This is a genomic window from Vibrio sp. Vb339 (genome assembly GCF_902751245.1).
Taxonomy (GTDB): Bacteria; Pseudomonadota; Gammaproteobacteria; order Enterobacterales; family Vibrionaceae; genus Vibrio; species Vibrio coralliirubri.
Genome location: NZ_CADDIS010000004.1, coordinates 70,403 through 93,379 on the forward strand (window position 1 = coordinate 70,403; position 22,977 = coordinate 93,379).

20 protein-coding genes and 1 other RNA gene are annotated in these 22,977 nt (G+C 42.1%); 4 read left to right on the forward strand and 17 right to left on the reverse strand.

Annotated elements, in window-relative coordinates; all coding sequences use genetic code 11:
• The first annotated feature begins 26 nt into the window (after positions 1–26).
• Positions 27–659, forward strand: coding sequence for a peptidase M15 (locus HRQ85_RS18285; RefSeq protein WP_172380312.1), 633 nt, complete (start codon positions 27–29; stop codon positions 657–659).
• A 307-nt stretch (positions 660–966) separates the two neighbouring features.
• Here the strand turns inward: HRQ85_RS18285 and cas6f are convergent, their stop codons facing one another.
• The 9 genes from cas6f to HRQ85_RS18330 form a co-directional block, all read right to left on the reverse strand.
• On the reverse strand, positions 967–1,572 hold the full coding sequence (gene cas6f / locus HRQ85_RS18290) for a type I-F CRISPR-associated endoribonuclease Cas6/Csy4 (RefSeq protein WP_172380313.1): 606 nt from the start codon (positions 1,570–1,572) through the stop codon (positions 967–969).
• 9 nt (positions 1,573–1,581) lie between these two features.
• Complete coding sequence (gene csy3, locus HRQ85_RS18295; protein ID WP_102502378.1) at positions 1,582–2,613, reverse strand: type I-F CRISPR-associated protein Csy3; 1,032 nt, start codon at positions 2,611–2,613, stop codon at positions 1,582–1,584.
• Between the two features lie 6 nt (positions 2,614–2,619).
• Positions 2,620–4,707 carry a type I-F CRISPR-associated protein Csy2 gene (locus HRQ85_RS18300; RefSeq protein ID WP_172380314.1) on the reverse strand — a complete coding sequence of 696 codons (2,088 nt, stop codon included), beginning with the start codon at positions 4,705–4,707 and terminating at the stop codon, positions 2,620–2,622.
• Between the two features lie 2 nt (positions 4,708–4,709).
• Positions 4,710–5,921 carry a TniQ family protein gene (locus HRQ85_RS18305; RefSeq protein ID WP_172380315.1) on the reverse strand — a complete coding sequence of 404 codons (1,212 nt, stop codon included), beginning with the start codon at positions 5,919–5,921 and terminating at the stop codon, positions 4,710–4,712.
• A 320-nt stretch (positions 5,922–6,241) separates the two neighbouring features.
• Complete coding sequence (locus tag HRQ85_RS26125) at positions 6,242–6,859, reverse strand: hypothetical protein (protein ID WP_216655517.1); 618 nt, start codon at positions 6,857–6,859, stop codon at positions 6,242–6,244.
• A gap of 10 nt (positions 6,860–6,869) precedes the next feature.
• Positions 6,870–7,862 carry a hypothetical protein gene (locus tag HRQ85_RS18315; protein ID WP_172380316.1) on the reverse strand — a complete coding sequence of 331 codons (993 nt, stop codon included), beginning with the start codon at positions 7,860–7,862 and terminating at the stop codon, positions 6,870–6,872.
• 12 nt (positions 7,863–7,874) lie between these two features.
• Positions 7,875–9,617 carry a hypothetical protein gene (locus HRQ85_RS18320; protein ID WP_172380317.1) on the reverse strand — a complete coding sequence of 581 codons (1,743 nt, stop codon included), beginning with the start codon at positions 9,615–9,617 and terminating at the stop codon, positions 7,875–7,877.
• A gap of 2 nt (positions 9,618–9,619) precedes the next feature.
• Positions 9,620–11,434: a restriction endonuclease subunit S gene (locus HRQ85_RS18325; RefSeq protein WP_241904158.1), complete on the reverse strand. Its 1,815-nt coding sequence runs from the start codon at positions 11,432–11,434 to the stop codon at positions 9,620–9,622.
• The gene (locus HRQ85_RS18330) at positions 11,434–12,927 is read right to left on the reverse strand and encodes an N-6 DNA methylase (protein ID WP_102459479.1); all 1,494 of its coding nucleotides are present in this window, start codon (positions 12,925–12,927) and stop codon (positions 11,434–11,436) included. Before HRQ85_RS18330 ends, HRQ85_RS18325 begins: the two co-directional genes overlap by 1 nt.
• 155 nt (positions 12,928–13,082) lie before the next feature.
• On the opposite strand from HRQ85_RS18330, the gene HRQ85_RS26465 reads away from it, so the two are divergent.
• Entirely contained in the window at positions 13,083–13,481 is a 399-nt protein-coding gene (locus HRQ85_RS26465; RefSeq protein ID WP_008220703.1) for a hypothetical protein, read from the forward strand.
• Between the two features lie 160 nt (positions 13,482–13,641).
• On the opposite strand, the gene HRQ85_RS18335 is transcribed toward HRQ85_RS26465, so the two are convergent.
• A complete protein-coding gene (locus HRQ85_RS18335) occupies positions 13,642–13,791 on the reverse strand; it encodes a hypothetical protein (protein WP_008220701.1) in 150 nt (49 codons plus the stop codon).
• Positions 13,792–13,868: 77 nt separating this feature from the next.
• On the opposite strand from HRQ85_RS18335, the gene HRQ85_RS18340 reads away from it, so the two are divergent.
• Positions 13,869–14,246 carry a hypothetical protein gene (locus HRQ85_RS18340; RefSeq protein WP_046225068.1) on the forward strand — a complete coding sequence of 126 codons (378 nt, stop codon included), beginning with the start codon at positions 13,869–13,871 and terminating at the stop codon, positions 14,244–14,246.
• Between the two features lie 45 nt (positions 14,247–14,291).
• On the opposite strand, the gene hsdR is transcribed toward HRQ85_RS18340, so the two are convergent.
• From hsdR to HRQ85_RS18355, 3 genes are all read right to left on the reverse strand, one after another.
• The gene (gene hsdR / locus HRQ85_RS18345) at positions 14,292–16,739 is read right to left on the reverse strand and encodes an EcoAI/FtnUII family type I restriction enzme subunit R (protein ID WP_172380318.1); all 2,448 of its coding nucleotides are present in this window, start codon (positions 16,737–16,739) and stop codon (positions 14,292–14,294) included.
• 85 nt (positions 16,740–16,824) lie between these two features.
• A complete protein-coding gene (locus HRQ85_RS18350) occupies positions 16,825–18,207 on the reverse strand; it encodes a DEAD/DEAH box helicase (protein WP_172380319.1) in 1,383 nt (460 codons plus the stop codon).
• A complete protein-coding gene (locus tag HRQ85_RS18355) occupies positions 18,201–18,746 on the reverse strand; it encodes a hypothetical protein (protein WP_172380320.1) in 546 nt (181 codons plus the stop codon). The genes HRQ85_RS18350 and HRQ85_RS18355 overlap by 7 nt, the downstream gene beginning before the upstream one ends.
• Positions 18,747–18,847: 101 nt before the next feature.
• Between HRQ85_RS18355 and HRQ85_RS18360 the strand changes: the two genes are divergently transcribed.
• The gene (locus tag HRQ85_RS18360) at positions 18,848–19,150 is read left to right on the forward strand and encodes a helix-turn-helix domain-containing protein (RefSeq protein ID WP_102491820.1); all 303 of its coding nucleotides are present in this window, start codon (positions 18,848–18,850) and stop codon (positions 19,148–19,150) included.
• Positions 19,151–19,161: 11 nt separating this feature from the next.
• On the opposite strand, the gene HRQ85_RS18365 is transcribed toward HRQ85_RS18360, so the two are convergent.
• The 4 genes from HRQ85_RS18365 to ffs form a co-directional block, all read right to left on the reverse strand.
• Positions 19,162–20,229, reverse strand: a complete 1,068-nt coding sequence (locus HRQ85_RS18365; protein ID WP_172380321.1) for a TniB family NTP-binding protein — start codon at positions 20,227–20,229, stop codon at positions 19,162–19,164.
• On the reverse strand, positions 20,229–22,094 hold the full coding sequence (locus HRQ85_RS18370; protein ID WP_172380322.1) for a Mu transposase C-terminal domain-containing protein: 1,866 nt from the start codon (positions 22,092–22,094) through the stop codon (positions 20,229–20,231). Before HRQ85_RS18370 ends, HRQ85_RS18365 begins: the two co-directional genes overlap by 1 nt.
• Before the next feature lie 3 nt (positions 22,095–22,097).
• Positions 22,098–22,721 carry a TnsA endonuclease N-terminal domain-containing protein gene (locus tag HRQ85_RS18375; RefSeq protein ID WP_008220689.1) on the reverse strand — a complete coding sequence of 208 codons (624 nt, stop codon included), beginning with the start codon at positions 22,719–22,721 and terminating at the stop codon, positions 22,098–22,100.
• A 119-nt stretch (positions 22,722–22,840) separates the two neighbouring features.
• Positions 22,841–22,937, reverse strand: an RNA gene (gene ffs / locus HRQ85_RS18380) — signal recognition particle sRNA small type.
• Positions 22,938–22,977 lie beyond the last annotated feature (40 nt).

A 22,977-nucleotide genomic window follows, 5' to 3' on the forward strand; every position in this document is an offset into this window, starting at 1 on the left:
ACAGGACAGGTTAAAAAGGTTCAAGTATGAAAACTCCGACTACGGTAGCCAACCTAGAAAAACTCGGGCGCGTGCGCCTATCTCCTTCCTTTTTTATGAGGGACTTTCTTCACTCTGAAATAGCACAAATTGAGCAGCTAACCAATGTTCCGGATTATCCTGACATAGCTCTTGAATCGGGTAGAAACCTTTGCCAGAAGATACTAGAACCAATAAGTAATAAATTTGGCAGAATCAGTATTCGTTCTGGCTATCGTTCACCACTAGTTAATAACGTAGGAAATGAAAAGAAGTATAATTGCGCATCAAATGATAAAAACTATGGTGGTCATATTTGGGATTACAAGGATAAAGATGGCCTATTAGGGGCTACAGCTTGTATCGTAGTGAATTCTTTTATTCCTTATTATGACGAAACAGGCCACTGGCAAGCACTGGCGTGGTGGATTCATGACAATATTCCTGATTACTCTGACATCTGCTTTTTTCCTACTTTTGCCGCATTCAATATCACCTGGCGCGAATCCGAACCACGCAAAGTAATACGCAGCTATATTCCTGAAGGCAAAGGGGTTCTAACAAAGCCTTCTTATGACAATCACCACGGCTCCCACCATCAGGAATACGCAGCATTCATTCACAGCCTTGTGCCAAACTAACCCCACAAGACAAAAAAACCACCAAGTCTAAACTTGGTGGTTTTGATTGCTAACTGCTTGTTCAGCAGGAAGGTTGCTTTCTTCCTGGCCTATTCTTAGCTGCCTATTCGGCAGGACACGCGTCATTACATGCGACAGTGTTATACCGTTATTTCTTAGCTGCCTATGCGGCAGGACACTGTTAACTATAGTCGCTAAGCTGTTAATTCCACGGGTTTTACATCGCAAATCCATAAAATACCCTTTTTCTTCTTACGTCTGTAACTCCTTGTTTTTACTTCTCCGAAAAAGAGCTTTCATAAAAGGGTCAAAAACGTAGGTCAGGTACCGTGCCTTTTCTTTCTTGATTGGTGGCTAAACCATAGCTATTAAAGTTTGCTGCAACGCGCTCTCTAACAAACTCCTTTTGTACAAACAAAATATAACTTTCCCCTGATGAACCGCTGGAGATTGGGATTCGATGAAAACTATCGATGATTCGCTCTTCATTAGTAGCTGGTAATGATTGTCCATCACCAGAGAAATCGGCTCTCGCCATGCTACGTTTGATTCGACGTTTCTTGGAGCCCAGAAAACTTTTCCCAATCGTTTGATTACGGGTAAACCTCACCTCAACCGCAATGTCAGGCACCTCACATACACTGGAGATCTCAAATAAACCTTCATTTACCATCACAGAGAAATAGGGCTGAAAAGCGAGTCCAATCATCATCTCTTTATCTTCAGCAACAAAGGCAATGGTTTGGCCGACTGTCGATTCATTCCAATCAGGAAAGCTCACGCCAATCCTATTCATCGCTTGTCGGTTATTGACCATAAACAAGTGCATTTGGGATATACACCGTCCTGCCAATAATTCGTGGTCGGCTTGTGCAGGCATGTAACGTATTAAGAAATAGTAACGCTTAGTCATATCTATCCCTTACTTCGCTTTGGAACAATTGAATAGGCCGCCTTTGATCAAGACAGACATGATGAAATGCACATCATTTGGGATGGCTTGAGAAGCTGTCATACTTTCAATCCAGTTCTCTGTATGTCTGAGCAGTTGATAGAAGTCATTTCCATGGGACACGTGTCGCCTTGCTATAACGTATTCTCGATCTGCCCCATATTCGTTCACTCTTAATGGTTTATCTGCGTTTTCATGCCACCAATCGTCAATCGATTGCAACGCTGCACCAACTTTTTGACCATGAAATGCAACAGTTTCCTTTCCGTCCAATAGTTCGACAGTAGCTAACTGCTTAGTAGGAACACCATCTTCTCGGCTATCCAAAAACTCTTGACTTGGGTAAACCTCATCTCCCCAACCAACTCCAATTTTAGCTTTGACATCCATATAGAAATATTCGGTTGGGTCAGACAGGGCTCGCATCAAATAGGCTGTGAGCTTTTCTAGGCATTCTGCTGAAGCCTCATCCCAATGACCATACCAAGAAAGCTTTGTTGCGTTTTCTACAATCAAGGCTTCTGAATCACTGATGGTCACTTCTATCGACAGCTTTCGACACTCCCTGTTTCTCCAAAGCCAACGGCCAAGCAGTATATTCTTCGCGTATCGATGAGCTAACTCATGATAGCCATTGAGCTCTTTATAAGTATTAGCCAGTAACGAAAGCTTACTGCGCACTTCATCATCACTACAGATATCTGGGGTTAGAGAATTGGCTCGAATTCGAAGCGGGAATGCACAGTAGATATCATCAACCCCAGGTTTTACATAACACTCTTCGATGAACTGAGGATTGGAATGAGCTAAATCTTGTGGAGCAACATTCTTTTTTACAAACTTGCTCCCTTTATATGCTTCTGCATAACCACCTTTTGGTGCTCGCAGCCTAGTTCTATCAATTTCAAGGGGACACATCTCACCACTTTTCGAAAGATGGTAGAAATATGCTTTGCCAGCGGAAAGAGAGCGTACGTAGTTCAGCTGAGTACAAAGTTCCATAAACGATTAATCCCTATAGTTTTTTATAAGAATAGTTTCGCTACTGCATTCTATCGACCAAAAGGCATGGTTTAAAAAGTGATCTCTTCCACTAAAACGTACTTCTATCGGGTTTACTCGCTGAGCAAGCCCTATCGCATTCTCTGCATAAGCGTGACAACTGGTGATTGAGTTGCCCCGTTTAGTTGGTTGTTCTAACAAATGGTAGCCAATAGAAACTGGCAAATTATCAGCGTCTTTAGTAATAAAACGCTCTAGCTCATCAAAATCACTCGGCTGGTTCTCACTTGGATATAACCATCGTCCGTATGCTGGCAACCCTTTTATGACATGGAAAAGCTCGCTCCTACTGGTAAACGTCCTTAGCCACTCAATCTGCGTCGATAGCTGTGGTTGGTATAATGCCCCTCCGGCAAAAGCTACGGGAAGTGCCGTTTTAAGCGCGGACTTAAAATCTGAAATTCGGCTGTCACTGTGGACTCTGATAACTAAGTCTATTTCTAGGTCCGCCAATCGTTCACTACGAATAGTTGGTCGCTTCGCGTTAGAAACCGTTCGTGCTTTGGCGACTGAGTTGGGCTCGGTAAGCTTCGCTGTCGGTTGAATGTTCTCGCTTCGAATATAAAAAGAAAAACTCGAAAACTCAAATGGGGAATCACAATTAACTAGCTTATTAAACTCTCTTTGATAATGATGCATGAACCCCCAAATAGCCGTCAAAGAAGGAGCACCGCATAGATATGGGCTACTCATTGCGACCGCATCTTGCACTCTCATTGATGACAAATAGATATACTGCTCACCCGTTACCTTATCTTCATTGCCATTTGGTTTACTAAGTTGTTCAAGTACCCATACGATTTGGGCTTTGGCGACCTGCATAAGCTTAGGATGGTAAGCAAACTTTGCGGCATACTTATTATTCTGAAACGTGAGATGCAAGTGACGGTTAAACTCACTAGCTAAGGAGCCTAGATCCGATTCAGGTAGCGCCAATAAGGCTTGAGCCAAAGTGTCATCATGTTCCAATTGCTGTTGATTAGGGTCAGCATCAACAATATCTCTTAACTCAATTAATGGAAGCATCCACAAGGCTATCTGCTTTCGCAATATCTTACTTCTAACCTTACGAGCGCTCTCTCTTTGCTTCTGTGTTTTTGATGGTTCTGATCCAATTAAGTGATTTAACACCTGACAAATTTTGGCGTTAGTTACCTGATAGTCATCAAAGTAGCGGCCACTCTTTTTGCGACTTTCAGTTAACGTCCCACCCTGCGCTGGTTTGACGTCTAGCGGGTAGTTTAGGACTTTCATATGCCCACCTAAACTGCCACACAGATTCCCGATACTTGCCGAGTTTGGCAGCGATGAAGACACAAAGCTGAGCTTACTTTCTCGACTTCTCGATCTCACTTCTAACTCTCTTTGGATGGCATGACTGACCACTGGGGTCACCGAAACATAATCATCCCCCCATGGAAACCGCAGTTGCTTGCTGTAAGTGCTGACACTGTCAGGAAAACTATTTTCAGGAAGTTGTTCTTCAATTGTATGTTTTAAGCGAGCAAGTGAATTAGCACCTAAACCAAATTCTTTGAGCAGCTCAACCCAAACAGGGGTTTCTTGCTGAACAAGTGAAAGAAGACTCACGGACTGTGATTGCCAGCGGAAAGGATTCAATAACCACAATGTATGGCGATACACCGCGGAGTTATGCCCCCACCCCAAGCTTTGCTCTAATACTGAGCTTGAGATAAGCGCCTCGGTTGTAGCAAGAGGTTGTGCAATTATCCGCTGATCTTTAACTCGGCAGTCTGGAAACTTGAGATTATGAGTGTGGAACCATTTGATCTCATCAAGGGATGCCTCTAGGTTCTCTGCGGCTTTTAAATGCCTTTTAGCACGGGCAACATCCAACCAATCAGAGCATCTATCGGCTTGATGGCTTGAACTGAGATTAAGCAAGATCGTTAACGCTTCTTTTTCACACCCTTCAACACAGACATCTTCCGTATAGGGCATGAACATCTTTTTTAGCGTAGCCTGCTTTACTATTTCGTCTTCGATTGCCAATAAGTCACTTAATTTCGTCATAATTACCACTCAGGTAGATACACGCTTAAACCATCACTTTCAGAGCTCATTCGCGTCAACTTTGTTTCGATGACACTTCTCAGAGTAAACGCTGATTCGTGACTCGCTATCTTTGTATGCATTCGCGGCCTGACAGCGGCTTTAATCTCACCAAACTCATACAACCGATACACTTCATCGGTGGTGCAAGAAAGCAATGTAGAAGCTTCTAAGGGGCTGAGTAGTACATCACCGATATTTCCTTTGGCGCTTGAGGGCACTGTTGCCATTAGCTTTGTAAAGTAAGCTAATACCTGTGCAAGCACGATATTGTGACTCAACTGCCGACTGGGTAACTGACGGCAATCTTTAAGCAGAGCACCAAAAGCTTCATTGAAAAACATCTTCTTCCAATCTTTTACTCGGACGAGCTCTGTCTTCTCTTTCAAAACATCGAAGTCTTGCCACAATGACGTTGGCCAAGAGCCGCAGTATTCGATGAATGACTCAAAACAGAGACCATCGATATCACCATAGCGATTTACATACCAAAGTAAGAAACCATAGCGCTCAGATAACGTCATTTCTGCCTTCAGCAATCCCAAGGGTTTTGAATCATTTCCTGACAACCATCGGGCAACCAAGGTCTCAGCCTCTGGAGCGTCATCTACTGGCGAGTTTCGGAGTTCATAACCGCATTCACATTGGCCAATACTCTCGGTACTTTGGTATTCAAGTCTCGATTTACACTCAGGGCAGTGATGAACCAGTTTACAGCCATGGTGTTCACAAGCTTGGTGAGAGATAAATTGCCACTGCTGGCGAATGTAGGGTGCTTCATTAACACACAGAGGGCAAATAGGCGTGAAGCGCTTACGAAGAAAAGCATAAGGATAGTCAGAACCGAATCTATGAACAGCTTTGTATCGCGGAGAGAATTGAGCTTTTGAATGTGATAACGCTAGACGCAGTACACCAAAGTTGTTGAGCTTTAATTGGTTCTCAAGGTGGATAAGCACTCGCACTCGCATTTGGCTTGTGGTTTGAGCGTGGTAAATATTGACTCGTTCGAGCTCTAAGGGGAAAGCACCAGCAATCGCCTCATGCTGATCCATGGTGTCGAACCAGATATCTTCGGCAAAATGAGAGAATCGCTCGTAACCTTGCTCTTGCGATAAACGCAACAAGAAACTTTCGAGCGATTCGTCAGGGTAAAGTTGAATGTCCGTTTTCACATGCCACCACTAAAACTTAGAATTTCTAAGTTTTAGTATTACCGTTAATCCGAATAATTCAAATTCTATGGAGCCAAATTGTGACTAGAAATCAATTCCAGGCTTACCGCCTTGGCATTTAGGGCACTTTCTTTAAAATACATCTGTCCTATTGGCTCCATAAACAACACCGCACCCAGCTTCAAGACATTCGAGTTTGTAAGATACTTGGCAATGATCATTACCATCTATCCCTCTAGTACCGTGATTCTTTTGGTTATTGCGATTTATATAACCAATCTGAGTTGTTTTTGTTGTGCCACTTTTAAACATATACAGCCTTAGGTCAGCGACTTATAAGACGAAAAACCAATTAAGCGTGCGCTAGTTCCTTGATTTCTAAGTCCTAGCCTAATACAAATTTTCTTGTATATTTCAGGAGGGAAGCCTCCCTTGAAGTCCCACTCATCAGAAGCATTTTTCATACGTGCTACCCCTGAAATACTGGGGTATTTTTTACCTAAATTATTGTCCACTATGTACTTCGATAACTGCTTACTAGTTCTAAAATTTAATGGACGCATCTCTGTAATCAATTCTTCCATTTCTCTTACTTCATCGTCTTTCGGCCTAGATTTGGTCAGTATTAGCTCTGCATTAAATTCTCGTGGTTTGCGGGGATTCTTATCTTTATTTACAACTGCATCTCGATTTTCAGCAACGGCCTGTTTGATATGGACTGTAGCTAACTTGCTTACTTTCGGGTTATACAATCTGCCGTCTTTGTACAACTTAAATAAAAATCCGATTTGCGCCTCAAACTTATCAGAGGTTTGAGAGTGCGTGAAGACATAACAACCATTAGGTTTAAGCTCAACTTGATCGTAGAGTAAACCTCTCACACTTACGGTAATTTTTTTGTCGCTCAGCTCTTCTAACAAACCATTCAATTCGCTCATTAATTCAATCTCAATTACTTTGAATTACCACTAGACCATCCTGTTTAACCCTTTCGATAAGATTAAAAATATTACCTACACCCCACTGGTTAGAAATGGCAATTAACTCACCAGAGGGTAGCTCAATAAGGTCTTGCTCTGATGAATGGAATCGCTTCATAAGGTTTTCAGGAATTTCATCAATTCGTTTAGCAATGCGACGGCGGATAGAATTATCAAATACCGCTAGCAAAGCCTCTAGAGACACGGGTTGTTTTTGCTCAATCCAATCAGTCATCAGTACTAAGGCTAAGTTTCTTTTATTATATAACTGACCTCTGTACTCAAACTTCGAATAGTCTTTAGTCCCTACTTGTGCCTTACGTTGTTCAGAGCGCTTTTCTCTGAACCTAACCTGATACTCTTCGACTTCTGGTACGGGAATAATTTGCTCGGCGTTAATTAGAACATCGTCTTTGTAACGATACGGCGCTAAGCGAACACAGCTAATGTCGATGCCTTTGTCACGTAGCCATAGTACCGAGGTAGTCAGCTCTTTATCGAAATCAGCGGATGTTAGAACAATTCGAACATCGTTACCAAAGTCGTCAAGGCTGCCTTCATCTAAATCGACAAAATCAAGAATTTCTTGTCTTGCAACGATATCGAGACCTTCTTTCTCGATATATTGCTCGAAGTAGTCACACGCTTTTTCAAACGTCATGGTAGAGATCATGGCTGCGTAACGAAGGGCTTGAAGTTCCATATGAGCGCCTACATCATCACGCTTTAGTTCAATGACCACCAAGTTTGCGTTTCTGTCGATGGCTAACAGATCAATACGGCGGCGACTGTCTTCCCAGTCGGAGAACTCTTCAGAAATCACCAAGCAATCGGGCGCAATGGCATCAATGCAACCTTTGAGAGCTTCTTGTAAATCTTGACGCTCTTGCAAGCCTTCAGTTGCAAATGTTGTTGCTCTTAAAGCGGTGAGATTTTTATTAGCAATGTTATATAAGCTCATAAGTAAATCCTATTAAGCACTCTCTGTAAGTTTTTCGCCCTGAACTTTTGGTAGTTCTAAGTTACTCAACTCGAAAGTGTTTCCTACAGACTGGTGATTTGAGTAAAACAATCTTCTTTTATTTTCACCGCGACCATCCGCAGACCATTGCTTTTGTTTTTCAAATTTCAGTGTAAGGAGAATCCCAATCGTACCTTGATCTAGCTCCAGCTCGTTATGAGATCTTGTGTCACTCCAAAGAGCCACCATCGAACTTGGAGAGTGCTTGCCACCATCAGTTGACCTTTGCGTCATACCATATGGAGAAATAGATAAAACACTACAGCCTGGCTCATCAACTAAACCTGCTGAATATCTTCCAGGCCAACGTCCTTTCATTTGGGGACCATCAAGTAAAAGAGCAACGACAAGATCAGGACCTAAAGATCGTAAAACTGGGGCAATAGGATCTTGCCTAGCCAAATCTTCACAAATCAACGGGCATATATGAATGTAATCATCTCGGTAAGAAATTAGTTTTCTTTCCCCAGTTGAGCAGTTCTCCCACCACTTTACTTTGTCGGTACTCAGTACATGCCCTAAACCGTAGGTGTTTAACTGTGTCTCATCAAGAGCCCACCGGTGGTGTTTCTTCTGGTTTTCACCAACATACCTGTCAACAAATCGGTTCTCATAAAGTAGGTCCAAGCTATTCTCACCATAAGTTCCTCTACAATCACCTTCACCAAAAATACCAAATATGATAACTGGTGGTGTAGTGCCCTTTGCTGAAAAGTGTGCTCTCAAATCTTCCAATAGATTACTTTTATCATTGGAATTCACGGCGCATTCAGGAATGACAACAAGATCGGGGGACTGCTCCTCACAAGACTCTATTGCATATATAACCATCTGACATGTTATTGCGTGGTGATTCACGTATGCGAAGAAGCCAAACTCTTCATCCATTTGTAAAGTTGGTTTATCGTCCTGCTGGAAAAACTCATCTTTAACCTCTAATGGCCAAGGAAGAATTAACACATTGTATTGATTAGACTCACTCGATTGTGTTGAATTTCCCACTAGTGCTGCAACTTCAACCCCTGGTTTAATGTATGCTAAATCATGGCTTAAGCTATTTAGCGAAATTCCGGCTTGGGGGGTATGGCTTTTAAACTGGATTACACCGTTACTTTTATCACATTGAGATAAGCTAGAAATAATTGAGCGCTCTTTTCTCGCAATCAATGCCTCTGCGTATCTACTGATCAAAGCATTAGGGGCTTGATATATTTCATTTTGTATTCGATACGAACACTCATCACTTGCGACATACAGTTCAAAAAGTAACTTTAAATATTCAGGGTTCTTTAGTAATTCTCCAATCTGAACATTTGCTTTACTTCGACTAAATAAAGCATGCAAAAGCCCATAGAACCTCGGACTGACTTCAATTTCATTATGAGTTTGAGCACTAAGTAATGCCCTAGACCAGTTTCTTGCATGGTTGCCTGTTTTTAGCTGCGTTAAGTAATCGACTTCATTCTCAATGGATACTATTTTCTGATACATATCATGCGTATCTAATATCCGAGCTATGAGATGAAACGTATTCATCGGCCATAACAAATACTGTAATAATTGATTGTCGGTATCTTCCAAATCTAAAGTAAAGAAGCTTCCTTCCGATCGCTGTTTTACCCGAGCAAAATCTGTAGCTCGACCTGGATAATCATCACCTAGAAACATATTTCTTAGTAACGTTGCTAATTGCATACTTACACCGCCTGCTCAATAATAGCGTCAGTGAGATGAAATTGAGTAGATTGAGATTCTTTCAAGCGAGCTTTAAGCTGGTCACAAATTGCCACTAATTCCGTAATCTTAGCCGTTATGCGGTTCTGCTCGTTTTTAGGAGGTATACACATAAAGAAATTTTTAATACTTAATTGCGTAATACTTGCCTGATTTGCAGTACCTTGCGCCTCATTAACCAAGTAATCTTTAAAGAAATTGGAGTTTAAATAGCTATAACTAAACATTGGGTTAAGCTCTTTCCAGACTCTAATCCTGACCGCATTTTGATTCAACAGGGACTGATCAAACTTCTCGTTGATCACAAATGTTCGCCCTACAGCAGATAGTGGTGCAGAAAACCAACTACCAACAGTAGTCATAACTATGTCGCCCTTGAAGAGACTAAATTGTTCATACTCGTCTAAAGTTTCTGCTGAAATATATACTGAGTTTCTAGTACTATTTTCAGTCAAGTTTTGAATCTTGGTAATCATTAGTCCTTCACTAAGATAATCTTTGGACTTAAATGCGTATCCTTTCTGAAACTCAGCCAAATCCCCCAAACGACACCACTCCCACCCACTAGGTAACTCAAATGGCTTTTCATCATCAGCAATCGGCGGTAGTGCTTTCTGCTTTTTGATTTTCTTATCTTTGATTAACTGTGCTTTTTCTTCTGCAATACGCTCAAGCAGATTAGTAGCAGGTTCATCATTTGGGTCTTGTGGGACAAGCTTACCCATTACAGCCAGTTGGAGGATGGTTTGTTTTAGCTGGTCGATGCTCGCTTCTGCCGTGAACAGGGTATCGAAGTGCTCGCTGATTCGAGCCCAGTTTTGCATTAACTCTTCAGCGTTTGCAGAGTTGGTTAGCGTGTCTAACAGCGTTGTCACCAATACCTGATGTGCCGTAATACTGGCTTCAGTTTGTTGTTCCAGTTGGTCGCAGAGTGTCATAAGTTCATCGACTTTGGCGACGATGCGGTGTTGTTCGTTTAAAGGAGCAATAGGAACTACCCAGTTAGATATGGCATCCATACCAATATTGGATTGATTCGCAGTTCCTGTAGATTTGCAATAGATCGTATCTAGTAGGGTATTTGATTTAACGGCTACATTTATAAACTTTGGAAAACAAAACACCGATGACAAGGAACAAAGCCTTTGATTTAAATACAGCTTTCTTCCATTCAAGTGGGTCTCACTTACAACCAAAGAATAAAGGTAATCTCTTTTACCTTTCGTACCTGTCATTGTTAAAAGAACATCACTTTCACTTAATTGATACTCGCTAGTCATCTCTGCATAATCTTGTTCAATAAATACCGTTTTCTGGTCTAACAGAAACTCGTCAGGACGAACATTACCCATTCTTATAACTTGATGGATTCCTGAATCTACAAATTCTTTACTTTTGTATGCAAAACCACCTTTCAATGTGGCGACATTTCCAAGCTTAGTCCACTGCCAACCCAACGGTAATTCGAACAGTTTTTCCTCATCAGATATCTTAGGCAAGAGTTTCGATTTCTTAATCTTCTTCTCTTTCACCAATTGCGCTTTTTCAGCCGCAATTCGCTCAAGCAGTGCCGAAGCAGGCTCATCAGTTGGGTCTTGTGGCACTAACTTACCGCGCACTGCCAATTCTAAGATCAGCTCACGCAATTTCTTTACGCCATAAAGCTCGCGCTTTTTGCTGCTGCCACGACCAGAGGCGGATTTGGTTTTAACGGTTGACGTCCAAATGTCGATATTGTCGGTGATCAACTGATTCATAGAGATCTGTTCTACACTCATTATTCAACACCGCCCACAGATGATTTCAGTGCATCGCCAAGAATGCATTTCAGCTTGTTACGTAGTTCCGAAATTTCTTGTTGTTGCTGTGCATAGTTTGCTAATAACTCTTGTGGGTTGTGGCTGAGCACCTCACCTTGATATGGGTTTTTAATATCTAGGTTGAAGTTGCGCTCAATGATGTCGGCGATTGGCACTTTCCAAGCGTGATTGTTCTCTACACGGCTTGCAAAACCGTCTTCTTCATTGCCCCACCAATCAATCTCTTGTTGGAACTCTTCAAACTTCATTGGTTTGGTCTTGCTGTAGTTCTTCACGCCTTCTGGGTATGGGTGCTCGTAGAACCATACGTCTTTGGTTGGCTTACCTTTGGTGAAGAACAGAATGTTAGTTTTGATGCCTGTGTATGGGTTAAACACGCCATTAGGTAAACGCACAATGGTGTGCAGGTTACATTCTTCGGTCAGCATCTTTTTGATTTTGGTTTTAACGCCTTCACCAAACAATGTGCCATCTGGCAGTACTACGCCTGCACGACCGCCATTTTGCATTTCTGAACCTTCGTCTAACACTTCTATGATCAGCTGTAGGAACAAATCAGCCGTTTCACGAGTTTGCATTTCGGCTGGGAAGTTCTTTTCAATGCCGTCTTCTTCTGTGCCACCAAACGGTGGGTTGGTTGCAATCACGTTAATGTTACTGTCCCAGCTTGAAAGCGGTTTGTTCAGTGTATTGCCGTGTTTGATTTGCACAGGTACTTCAATGCCGTGCAGCATCATGTTGGTGATACACAGTAGGTGTGGCAGTTGTTTCTTTTCAACACCGTGGATCTGCTTTTGCAGTGTTTGGTGATCCGCTGCAGTCTTCACGTAGTTGTCTTTCACATGGTCAAACGAACACGCTAGGAAGCCGCCCGTACCCGTTGCTGGGTCCATAATCGCTTCGCCCAGTTTTGGGTCTAAACGATTAACGATGAAGCGTGTAACGGCACGAGGCGTATAGAATTCACCCGCGTTGCCTGCGCTTTGTAGATCTTTTAAGATTTGCTCGTAGATATCACCAAATAGGTGGCGCTCTGAAGAGTCGGTAAAATCAATTTCATTCAGCTTGTTGATCACTTGGCGCAGTAACGTACCGTTTTTCATGTAATTAAACGCATCGCTAAAGGCTTCTTTCACCACAAAGCCTCGCGGGTTTAGATCAACAGGTGCAGTTAAGTTTTTCAGTTTGTAGAACAAGTCATCGTTTACGAACTCAAGCAGCGCTTCACCGGTAATGCCTTCGGCATCTTGCGCCCAATTACGCCATAGATATTGTTCTGGGATTGGTGATTTGTAGTCGTCCAGTTCTAATTCTAACTCTTCTTCTTGAGCGTCAAATACTTTAAGAAAAAGTAACCAAGACATTTGACCAAGGCGCTGTGCATCACCGTCGACACCCGCATCTTTACGCATGATGTCTTGAATGGATTTGATAACTGAACTGATAGACATGTTTTTCTACTTTTAAACAACTGAAATTTGTGGCGAATTATAGCAGAACTAGGTCAAAAAAAATGAAGTTAGTTCTATGAAACCATAGATATAAGATGCATTAATCTATAGCCTGAACTTATAAAATCATAATCATAAATACAGTTGGCTAAATAATGAAAATAGAATGCCCTCGTTGCCAGAAGGACAATGAGATTGAATTTGCAGAAAACATATCGTGTTCAGAGTGTGAGAAGAGTTTTAAAGGGTTTAAGTTCAGTAAGCGAAAGCTCGTTTCTGCTAGCTCCGCTTTACTGGTTGGAGCCCTAGGGGGTTACGCTGTTGAAAGTGGGTTAGACAAAGAAAGGTATCCTCTCGAAGTGGAATACGCGATTGTCGATACTTGCGTGAATTCTAGCAAAAACATGGTGTCCGTAAGTTGGTATGAAAGTAAACGGGAAACTTGTTTATGCGCATTAGAAAAAACAGAAAATGATGTGGCATATTCAGACTACAAATCAGATCAAGCTATATTTCTTCGCACATTCAAGCAACACGCCAACAGATGCTCGTAAAAAGAGAGGCAGCATTATGCTACCCCTCCTTTAATTATTAACGCTTAGGTGTGTTTCCGCGACCACCGCCCGATGGTTTGCCCGTCGTGCTTGGGTAATTTGGATTCGGCTTAACGCCACCTTTAGGTGTACTTGAAGCTGGTTTATTCATAATGAACTCCTATTTCCCTTGTTTTTGGTTGTGAGCAGCTGCGCGTTGAGCTCGGCCAGCAAAGTCGCCTTTAGGAACTTGCCCGCCGTTTTGTTTTGCGGCATTACCTTGAATGCGAGCAGCGGCTTCTGGTGTCATTGGTGCTTTTGATTTAGTCATGATTTTATCCTTAAAAATATCGTTATTAATGTGTCTTCGCTAAGACCAGGTAATATTAACTAAGGGGTTGGGGAACTATGGGGACAACTACAAAACAAAAGCAAAAACAGATTCAAAATACTTTAGACGCATTAGGTTGGAGCCATCATCGGTTTGCTGATGTACTCTATGAAGAGCTCAATGATAACGACGATTTTAAAGAAACAGACAAAGAGAATATCCGTAAGCTTGGTCAAAACATCAAAAAGCAGCTAAAGCGTGATTCGACGCCCGAAGAGCGCCTTAATAAGTATTTACAAGTACTGTTTGAACACCCTGACTACCAAGCCCTCAACTTAGGCAATATTTTACCTAGATATATTGATCACAACTGCATAAGCGGAATGTTAGCCGATCAGCTTGCACTACTCTCATCTGAACTGGATCTTTCCGATGAAGACAAAAAAGGCCGCTAAATTAGCGGCCTTAAAGGTTTCCGTATCTACACGGTGTGAATATTGTTAAGCAGATTGGTAGATAGCAGCTTCCAGTTCATTAACCGCTTCTAAATATTGCGGTTTGCCACCAAAGCCTTTCTTAATGATTTCTAACGGTCTGCCCATTTCATCGAAAGGTTTCACTTTAAGAACGTGGATGTTTTCGATCTCCTGCACACCTTCATCGGCATACTTATCAAGGAGGTTGTTCAGTACCTGCTGCGCTGTATCACCATATTTAGTGAAGTAGTTACGCTTCTTCACGTTATCGGCACGTTCTTTACGAGTTAAAGCGGGTTGGTCATAAACGACATGGCAAATCATATCGAATGGGTCCATGTCTTTACCCACTTCGTCTTCTAGTGCTTCCCATAGAATACCTGCTTCGGCTAGCTCATCGATAATGGCTTGCTTGCGGTCAGATTCGTTCCAACGCTTGGTGAACTCATCTAAAGAGGAGAACTGTTTCACCATGGTTTTTCGGGTGTAGTCTTTAAATGACTCGGTCACAAGCTTACCGTCTGAATCGTAATATTGGACACGTTCAGCGAGCGCTTTTACTGGAACTCCATTCACATGGAATTTGCGAACTCGATTCTCATCATCCCAATCGTCTGCACCGCCTGTATTTTCAGGGGAGTTTCCAAAATCTTCACCATAGGTAGCCTCTGGTTCTTGAATTGAATCAGGGTCAATGTCTTCGTCACCGAATGGGTTATCAGCATCAACATCATCAACGCCGTCGATGATGTCATCTAAATCTTCTTCATCTTCGAACTGCTCTGGCGTAGTGACCTTCACGCGCTCTGGTGTTCCGTCGAAGCGTTCATCAGCGAACAGCTCTGTCGCTTTTTTGAAATCCAAGATAGTGAACCAAAGCTTGCCATAGCGATCATCAATACGAGTACCACGACCAATGATTTGCTTAAACTTGGTCATCGATTGAATACCTTGATCAAGCACCACTAGCTTACAGGTTTTTGCATCAACTCCCGTCGTCATTAGCTCTGAAGTCGTGGCAATAACAGGGTACTTTTTCTTAGGATTGATGAAATTGTCTAGCTGATCTTTGCCAATGTCGTCATCACCCGTGATCTTCATTACGTATTTATCGTTCTTCTTAACTTGCTCAGGGTTCAAGTTTACCAATGCACGGCGCATGCGATCTGCATGATCGATGTCGTTACAGAACACGATGGTTTTTGCCATTGGGTCGGTACGTTTCAGATAGTTGGTGATGGTTTGTGCGACAAGCTCTGTACGCTCATCAATAACCATTGTGCGATCAAAATCTTTTTGGTTGTAGATTCGATCTTCAATCACTTCGCCATTTTTGTCAGTTTGCCCTTTGGTTGGTCGCCAACCTTGGACATCCACATCAATGTCGACACGAACGACCTTATAAGGGGCTAAGAAGCCATCCTCAATACCTTCTTTAAGAGAGTAGGTATAAATTGGGTCGCCAAAGTACTCGATGTTAGAAACTTCATCAGTCTCTTTTGGTGTTGCCGTTAAACCAACTTGAGTCGCACTGCTAAAGTATTCAAGAATTTCACGCCAAGCGCTGTCTTCTGAAGCACTACCACGGTGGCACTCGTCAATGATGATTAAGTCAAAGAAGTTAGGGTCTACTTGCTTGTAGGCTTTTTGTTCTTCTTCTGGTCCCGTAAGCGCTTGATAAAGGGCTAGATGAACCTCAAAGGCAGGGTCGACTTTGCGACCTGTAATCTTTGTCATCGCCGTGCCGAATGGCTGAAAATCATTAGTTTTAGTTTGATCGACAAGAATATTTCTATCCGCTAGGAACAGAATTCGCTTTTTAGCTTTGGCTTTCCAAAGTCGCCAGATAATTTGAAATGCGGTGTAGGTTTTACCTGTACCCGTCGCCATGACTAGTAAAGCTCTGTCTTGGCCAGCAGCAACGGCCTCTACTGTTTTGTTGATAGCTTGAAGCTGGTAGTAACGCGGTGATTTACCGCTGCCATCATCATGGTAATCTTGGGTGATAATTGGCAGGTGTTCTTCTTTATACCCTTTCCAAGCACAGTACTTTTTCCACAACTGCTGAGGGGTTGGGAAATCCTCTAAACGAATTTCCGTTTCAAGTTGAGTTGGGTTGGTTAAGTCTCGGAAAATAAAACCATCACCATTCGAGGCAAAAACGAATGGCACCTCTAGCAGGCCTGCGTATACCATGCCTTGTTGCATGCCTTTGCCAACTTCATGCTTATTGGCTTTTGCCTCAATCACTGCAAGCGGCATACTAGGCTTATGATAAAGAACGATATCAGCTGATTTTACTTTCTGACGAGCAGCAGCTTGGCCACGAACGATCACCTTACCATCTCGCAGTTTCACCTCTTGGCGAATCTGAGTCATATCATCCCACCCTGCCTCTTTAATCGCAGGAAGTATGAATTTGGTAATGATGTCGGTTTCAGATAACTTAGCTTTATTAATGCTGCTGACCATTCGGATTACTCGTAGAGAGACTCAATAGCTAATCAGTATATCGTAAAGCCAATATAAATCCGAGTGCGCATTATTCACGGTGTGATTAAGTGAATGTTGCGATAACTCTTTGTTTAAAATCACCTAAACGTAACTCATCATAACGCTCGAAATCGGAGTGAAAAGCACTTTGAACCCCATCGATTTTTGACCAATTTAGTTGCGTTGAGGGCTCCTCAGATACCATAATCTTATCGTTCAACAAACCTGTCGGAGTAAAACTCTGCGCCTTATCTGATTCATCAGTCTGTTCATTCGATTTAATAAATAGACACGACTCTGGAATGTCCTGCTCTATTCTTTCAGCAAACCCAATCAAACTTTCTTCGGCAAAGGTATACAACCACGCTTCTTGATTGGGTGAATCATTGATTCTTAAAATTCGCCCGAGCACTTGCCTAAAGTAAAGCTCCGTTTTTACCGAACTCATATGACAGCAAACCTGCAGCCTTGGAATATCCGTTCCTTCACTTATCATCCCAACACTGACTATCCACTGAACCGTTGAGTGACGAAAAGACTCAATTTCGTGTAACGGATTATCTTGATGATAAGTCACTATGCATGCTGATTGATTAAAGTGCTCAACAAGTCGCTTTTGAATGTCTTTGGCGTGCTTAATAGAAGCGGCAACTACTAAGCCTCCGGCACTTGGGGACTTTTGCCTTAACTGCGCTAGCTTTTGGCACCCACTATTTAATATGTAATTCATAGCGTCTTCGTTGTGAATGACGCTTTGATAAGAGACATCGGATTGTTTAAGGCAATCAAGAATAGAAGCGAAGTGTTGATTGTCACTGCCAGCTTTAACGCTTAGGTGTTCATTATCGATTAAAACGATTTTAGGGCGGCGGCATACCTTATCTTCAACGGCCTGTTGCAAGCCGTATTGATAATCGCAAACAACCTTGCCATCAGGGTCGGAATACTCAGCCATGACAATCGGTAGTCGATCAGAACGCCAAGGAGTGCCCGACAGCGCTAATGTGTAACGGGCAAAACCTTGGATCTTACTGACAATTTCTAACCCCCATGAATTTGAGCGCCCCTCATCATCAAACGAACAATGGTGGATCTCATCAAATACGACTAAGACTCGATATTTACTGACTGTGTTCCAGAAGTTCTCATCTAAAAAACGGATGGATTGATAGGTGTAAGAGCCCCCAAGAGAACCCAAACCTCCATTAAAGGAACATTCGAGCTTCCATGAAAAGGTCTTTTGCATCCCTTCAGCAACAGTCAGAGAGGGCGAGAAGCACAGCACTAGGTCAATCATGCCTTGTTCAAATAACCGACCCGCGACCTCGGCGGCCATAACGGTTTTACCCGCTCCAGGAGTCGCTTGGCAGAAGAAGTGTGAATGCTTGTTTGACGTAAATTTCTCGATAGCTAGAGATGCGCACTCGGCTTGCCATGCTCTTAACATTGTGGAGCCTTGCTTTGGGCGACTTGCATCCAGTTGGTTAGTGCATTAATTCGGCCTAATAGCTTGGCTGAGCGTTCTCTTGCCGCATTAAATAGCGGCTGCATATCTTGCTTGTTGTTTGGGAAACGCGTTAACAACGATTGGTATTCCTCAATCTCGCCTAGAGTAATCGCCAACTCGCCTTCATGCTGCTTCTTCTCTTGCTCTAGTGCATTTAGAGAGCACTCTGGAGTTTGAACAGCTATTGAATCGACCTTAGCTTTCTTATTTCTAGCCACTCTAGGCTCAATTGTGAGCGCTTTGAATTCGTTAGTTTGATGGTAGCGTTTGTCTCTACGAGCCCCAATGACAGAAAGCCAGCCTTTCTCCTCAAATGATAGAAGTTGCTTATAAACATACTTCCGCGCATCGCCCTTGCTCGGGAAGGCTGAAGCACTGTTTAGCAAAGCATCTCTAGCTTCTGTGACGGAGAAATTATCCATCCCTTTTTCAATCAATAGGTTAAACATGTGAGGGTTAATTCTGGTTACTTTCTTCATGTGACTCTTACAGGCAATAAAAACTTAGGATTGCTAAGTATACAAAAATCAGTAAAACTTAGACAATCTAAGTTATCTAAAGGTTGAAAAGAAATGTGTAAGTGCAAAAAGACAATCCCATCCCTGCGAGGCTCAAAGCTGCGCGTAAAAAAGCCAAGATCACCCAAAAAGATTTAGGGGTGAAAATTGGTATGGAGCAAAGTTCTGCTAGCGGTCGTATGAATCATTACGAGAAAGGCAGGCATGTACCTGATATTGGTACGCTTGAGCGCATGGCTGAAGAGTTAGACGTGCCGCTAAACTACTTTTTCTGTAGGAGCGAATTGAGCGCTGAGTTAGCGTGTGCCATTGACAAGATGAGTGATGAAGAGAAGGCGGCGTTGCTGGAGAATCTGAGCAAATAACAATGTGCGTATTACTGAGCTTTTAAAGGTGTTTTACTCAACAACATATCAACCGGTAATAAATCAGTAAATGATCGACCTATTAATCGGTCTTCTTTAAATTGAGCACCTTTGTTGTACGAAGTTTCTGTTTTCAGTTCTACTAGCTTGAGTTCTGTTAACTTACACTCGAAAGGATTCTGTTTCGCATAAGGGTATTTAGTATCAAAACAAGCCGATAATAATGGCTTCTCAATCGTATCCTTTGAAGATTGCAATGCATTAAGTAACGCATCTGCAAGAAAGTGCTTCAGCACACGGCATTCTCCACGACAGACTGAAAATAAAGGCAATAGAATTTCATCCCCAGTTAAGTTAGGGCGTTTTTCAAACCCCATCCTGCCTGCAAGTCCGGCAACAAAGCTTGCAAAATGCCGTTTCCCTTCTGCATCAGGTATATAACCTTTTTTATCGACTTCGCTCAGCTTAGAAAGGTGAAAATAACTTAAGTGTCGCTTCCAGCCTAAACGAGAATTCCATTGGTCTTCTTCAGCGAGCATAGTCGCATAGGGCATACCCACCAATACAAATGAAACTTGCGCTTCCTCACTTATCATCTTAAAAGTATTCGCTATTGTTTGTCGTTCATTAGCATCTTTGAATTCCATCAGCTCCTGAACCTCATTAACGATCACAAGCTTCACTTTTTTTTCAATTAAACTTTTGATGACTCCTTGTTCTAACGCTCCTTCTTTGTAAGGTCTCCTACGGCGGCTAGAGGCTCGACTATCTAAATCAATTAATAATCTTTCTAACGTATTTTGCTCACGAACTTTACTTGGGATGCGAGTTTTTAATACTGGCATTTCAGCCCAGCGGCTACCCTTAGCAGCGAACCTTGCAACATAATTATCTATCATCGCCGTCTTGCCAACACCTGTATCTCCCGTTAGCAATAGTGACTCTTGTTCCCCTCCAAGAGAGCTGTTCAATACCATTCGATCAAAGACGTTATAAATTTCCGTCAGCTGAGGGTATTCTAAGAAACACTCTCTAAAAGATGTATATTGCTCTATTTGAAGCTCACTAAGTATGTTCACTAATACCCCTCTATATCGCTGAGGTCATCACTAGCAGTACCCATATCTATTACTTCTTTTGGTACTTCACTGATAGGTTTAGGTGACGTAATGACAATGGTGCTAGGCCCTTCGCTACCAACACCTCTTTGCTTTGCTATTTTTGAAGCATGAGTTGTTTTAGGAAGCGCCGATTTTTTGGACTTAGAACGACTCATACGTTCTATTGCTTCATCCATAGCTCTGTCCAAATACAATGACGCATCGGCTAGTGATTCGTCTTGCTCTCCCAAACGAACTTTCAACCTTCTTAAACTGTTAATTCGTTGATGTTCATATAAAGATCGGCCTTTTGTATAACCCGTATGATCGACTGCTGGGACTTTGATGTATTTTTTCTCTTCCTCAAGATAAACGTAAATCGAGCTGATATCGTTTGGGTCTGTCTTGGTTTTCACATAAGCGCTTTTTCTTGCACGACTAGAATACTGCTTACCGTACTCTTCCAACTCATCAGACTGGTATTTAAGAGAATGCAATTCAATAGCGCCTCTTCTTATAGTCCGATGGTTTACAACTCCAAGCTCAATCTTTAATTGCTCTGCTTCAGGGCCGTCACAAAAGATTATCGTTCCTTGCGACTCTGTCCATTTCTGGTAAGGAACTCTCTTATACCTCGTGTCAGCTTTTTTATGATAAACGTCAATAAGCCACTTATGTAACAGCTCGAGAAAATCAGACACATTAATGACAGCGTCTCGCTTCGGGTTATAGTCTTTTAACTGAGTAGGGTTGGTGAAGGTTTTTCCTGGGAAACGACTAAATAGTTTCTTGTAGAAGGTATCAAAAGACTTTTCAACACCAGCTTTTCGCCACGGTTTACCACGTTGATTATATTGAATATCTGTTACTAATGGCTTTAATGCTGACTCTAGGCTATCACTCCAAAACTCCGCACCGTTATCCACAATCAAATTTGTAATTTTTCCGTAGCAAGGCCATTCAGATTTAATGCTTGGGTACTTTTCTTTAACCCAATCCTTCTTAAGAACTGAATTAAGAAAAGCTGCTCGTACTGTCTCGTAACTAGGGTCTCTATAATTGACAGAAAGACCAACAATGCAAGTGGAGTATCTATCATAAAGTATTGTTAAGTGTGGTCTGCCAAGAGGAAGCTCCAAATCATCATCAAGTAAAATCACAGGAGCTGTAGTGTGATCTATTTCTACATATTCCATTGGCCGCGTTGCCGGAATGATTGACCCAACAGTCTTAAACTTATTATCAGCATATCGTTTTCCATAACGAGCTAAAGCAACTTCATAGGGAGGTAGTGCATTTACACGATTGTAAAATGTCCGTTGGGAGATTGGCGCTATTTTAACTTGCGTTAGTTGTCGGTTTTCTTCAATAACTCGATATTTGTAGTACTCATAGGCAGTATTGACTGATACTCGCTCTTTGGTCAGAAACTTGGTTTGAATCGCTTCTGTAACTAAATCAGATGAATCATTTTTTAGTTTTCTGTTTCCTTTTTTGCTATGCCCAGGAACAAGAGACGCTACATCTCTACCTGACTCGTAATAGAGCTTTTTCCAATCAGCTATCGTTCTGGATGACGGGACCGAAGTTTTCTTCAATAGGGCATACTCTTCCAAGAACTTATCTAGGTTTTTGGGCGTCCAACCTCCTTTTACGCGCCTTTCCAAATAACGAATTAGATCCAAACGAAACAATGCCGTCTCTTTGTTTGGCAAGTCACCAAATGCCAATTCAAGACTTTCGTCTTCTGCTAAAAATTCTGTCGAAAGCGTTTTATCATCAGCTACATCATTGTCGAAGCTATTAAATTCATCACTAAAACCAAAGAGATCATAATCACTCATTGGCTAGCACCAAACAGAATTTTCTAAATCAAATTTTTTCTGATTAAAATCTGTTTGTATTTCACCTGAAGATAGCCAGCACAAAGCTGCTGTTAGTGTTTCATCTGGAGAGATTTTAAGTTGGTGTGAAAGATGATGAAGGGTCACGCTTCTATTAGCTTGAACAAACTGAAGCACATGTTTTTGAATATCAGTGATTGTACGAATCCCTGAATAGCCATGGAGTAATTTAAGGTTACTAAGTAGAAAACCAGTTCGAATCTGCTTCTCGGTCACTAAGATGAGCTTTTTTCCATACTCAGCTTGAGCGACAAGCTGCTTTTCTTTAAACCTTGCTCGAAAATCTGGTTTAAGGATCTGACTTGAATGCTTTACTTCAATCAGAGAAGGCGTATCTATGCTATCGAAAAGCTGAAAGTCTGGTGTGTAGCGGCAGTAGCGCCCATTGAAGTAGTACTCAAACCCATGTGGCTGAGATTCATATCTGACTATTTGAGGATTGTATTCAGCATGAAAACAAAAGTCATACTCAAGCATGGACATTGTTCGAACAACTGAGTCATTTTTCAAACTCATGAATTTACAAATGTTGTGAACAGCTGATGATTTTTTGGTTTGGTCGTACATAGCAAAAGCACTTTTGTTGTAAACCTACAACAAAAAATAGACCATGAAGACTTAGGGTGCAAATAAGAAAAGAAGCCTGCAATTTATGCGAACATATATTGCAGGCTTCATAAGGGGTGGGAACCCAGCCACATCCCGGCACACAAGTCACTCGCTGCGGCTGCTCCCTTCCAGGCCTGACCGAGTTCACGAGCTATTGTTGCGGGAGGACCAGGCCCCCATAGATTCGTTTTCTAAGAGGCTTGCCTCAAAGAGT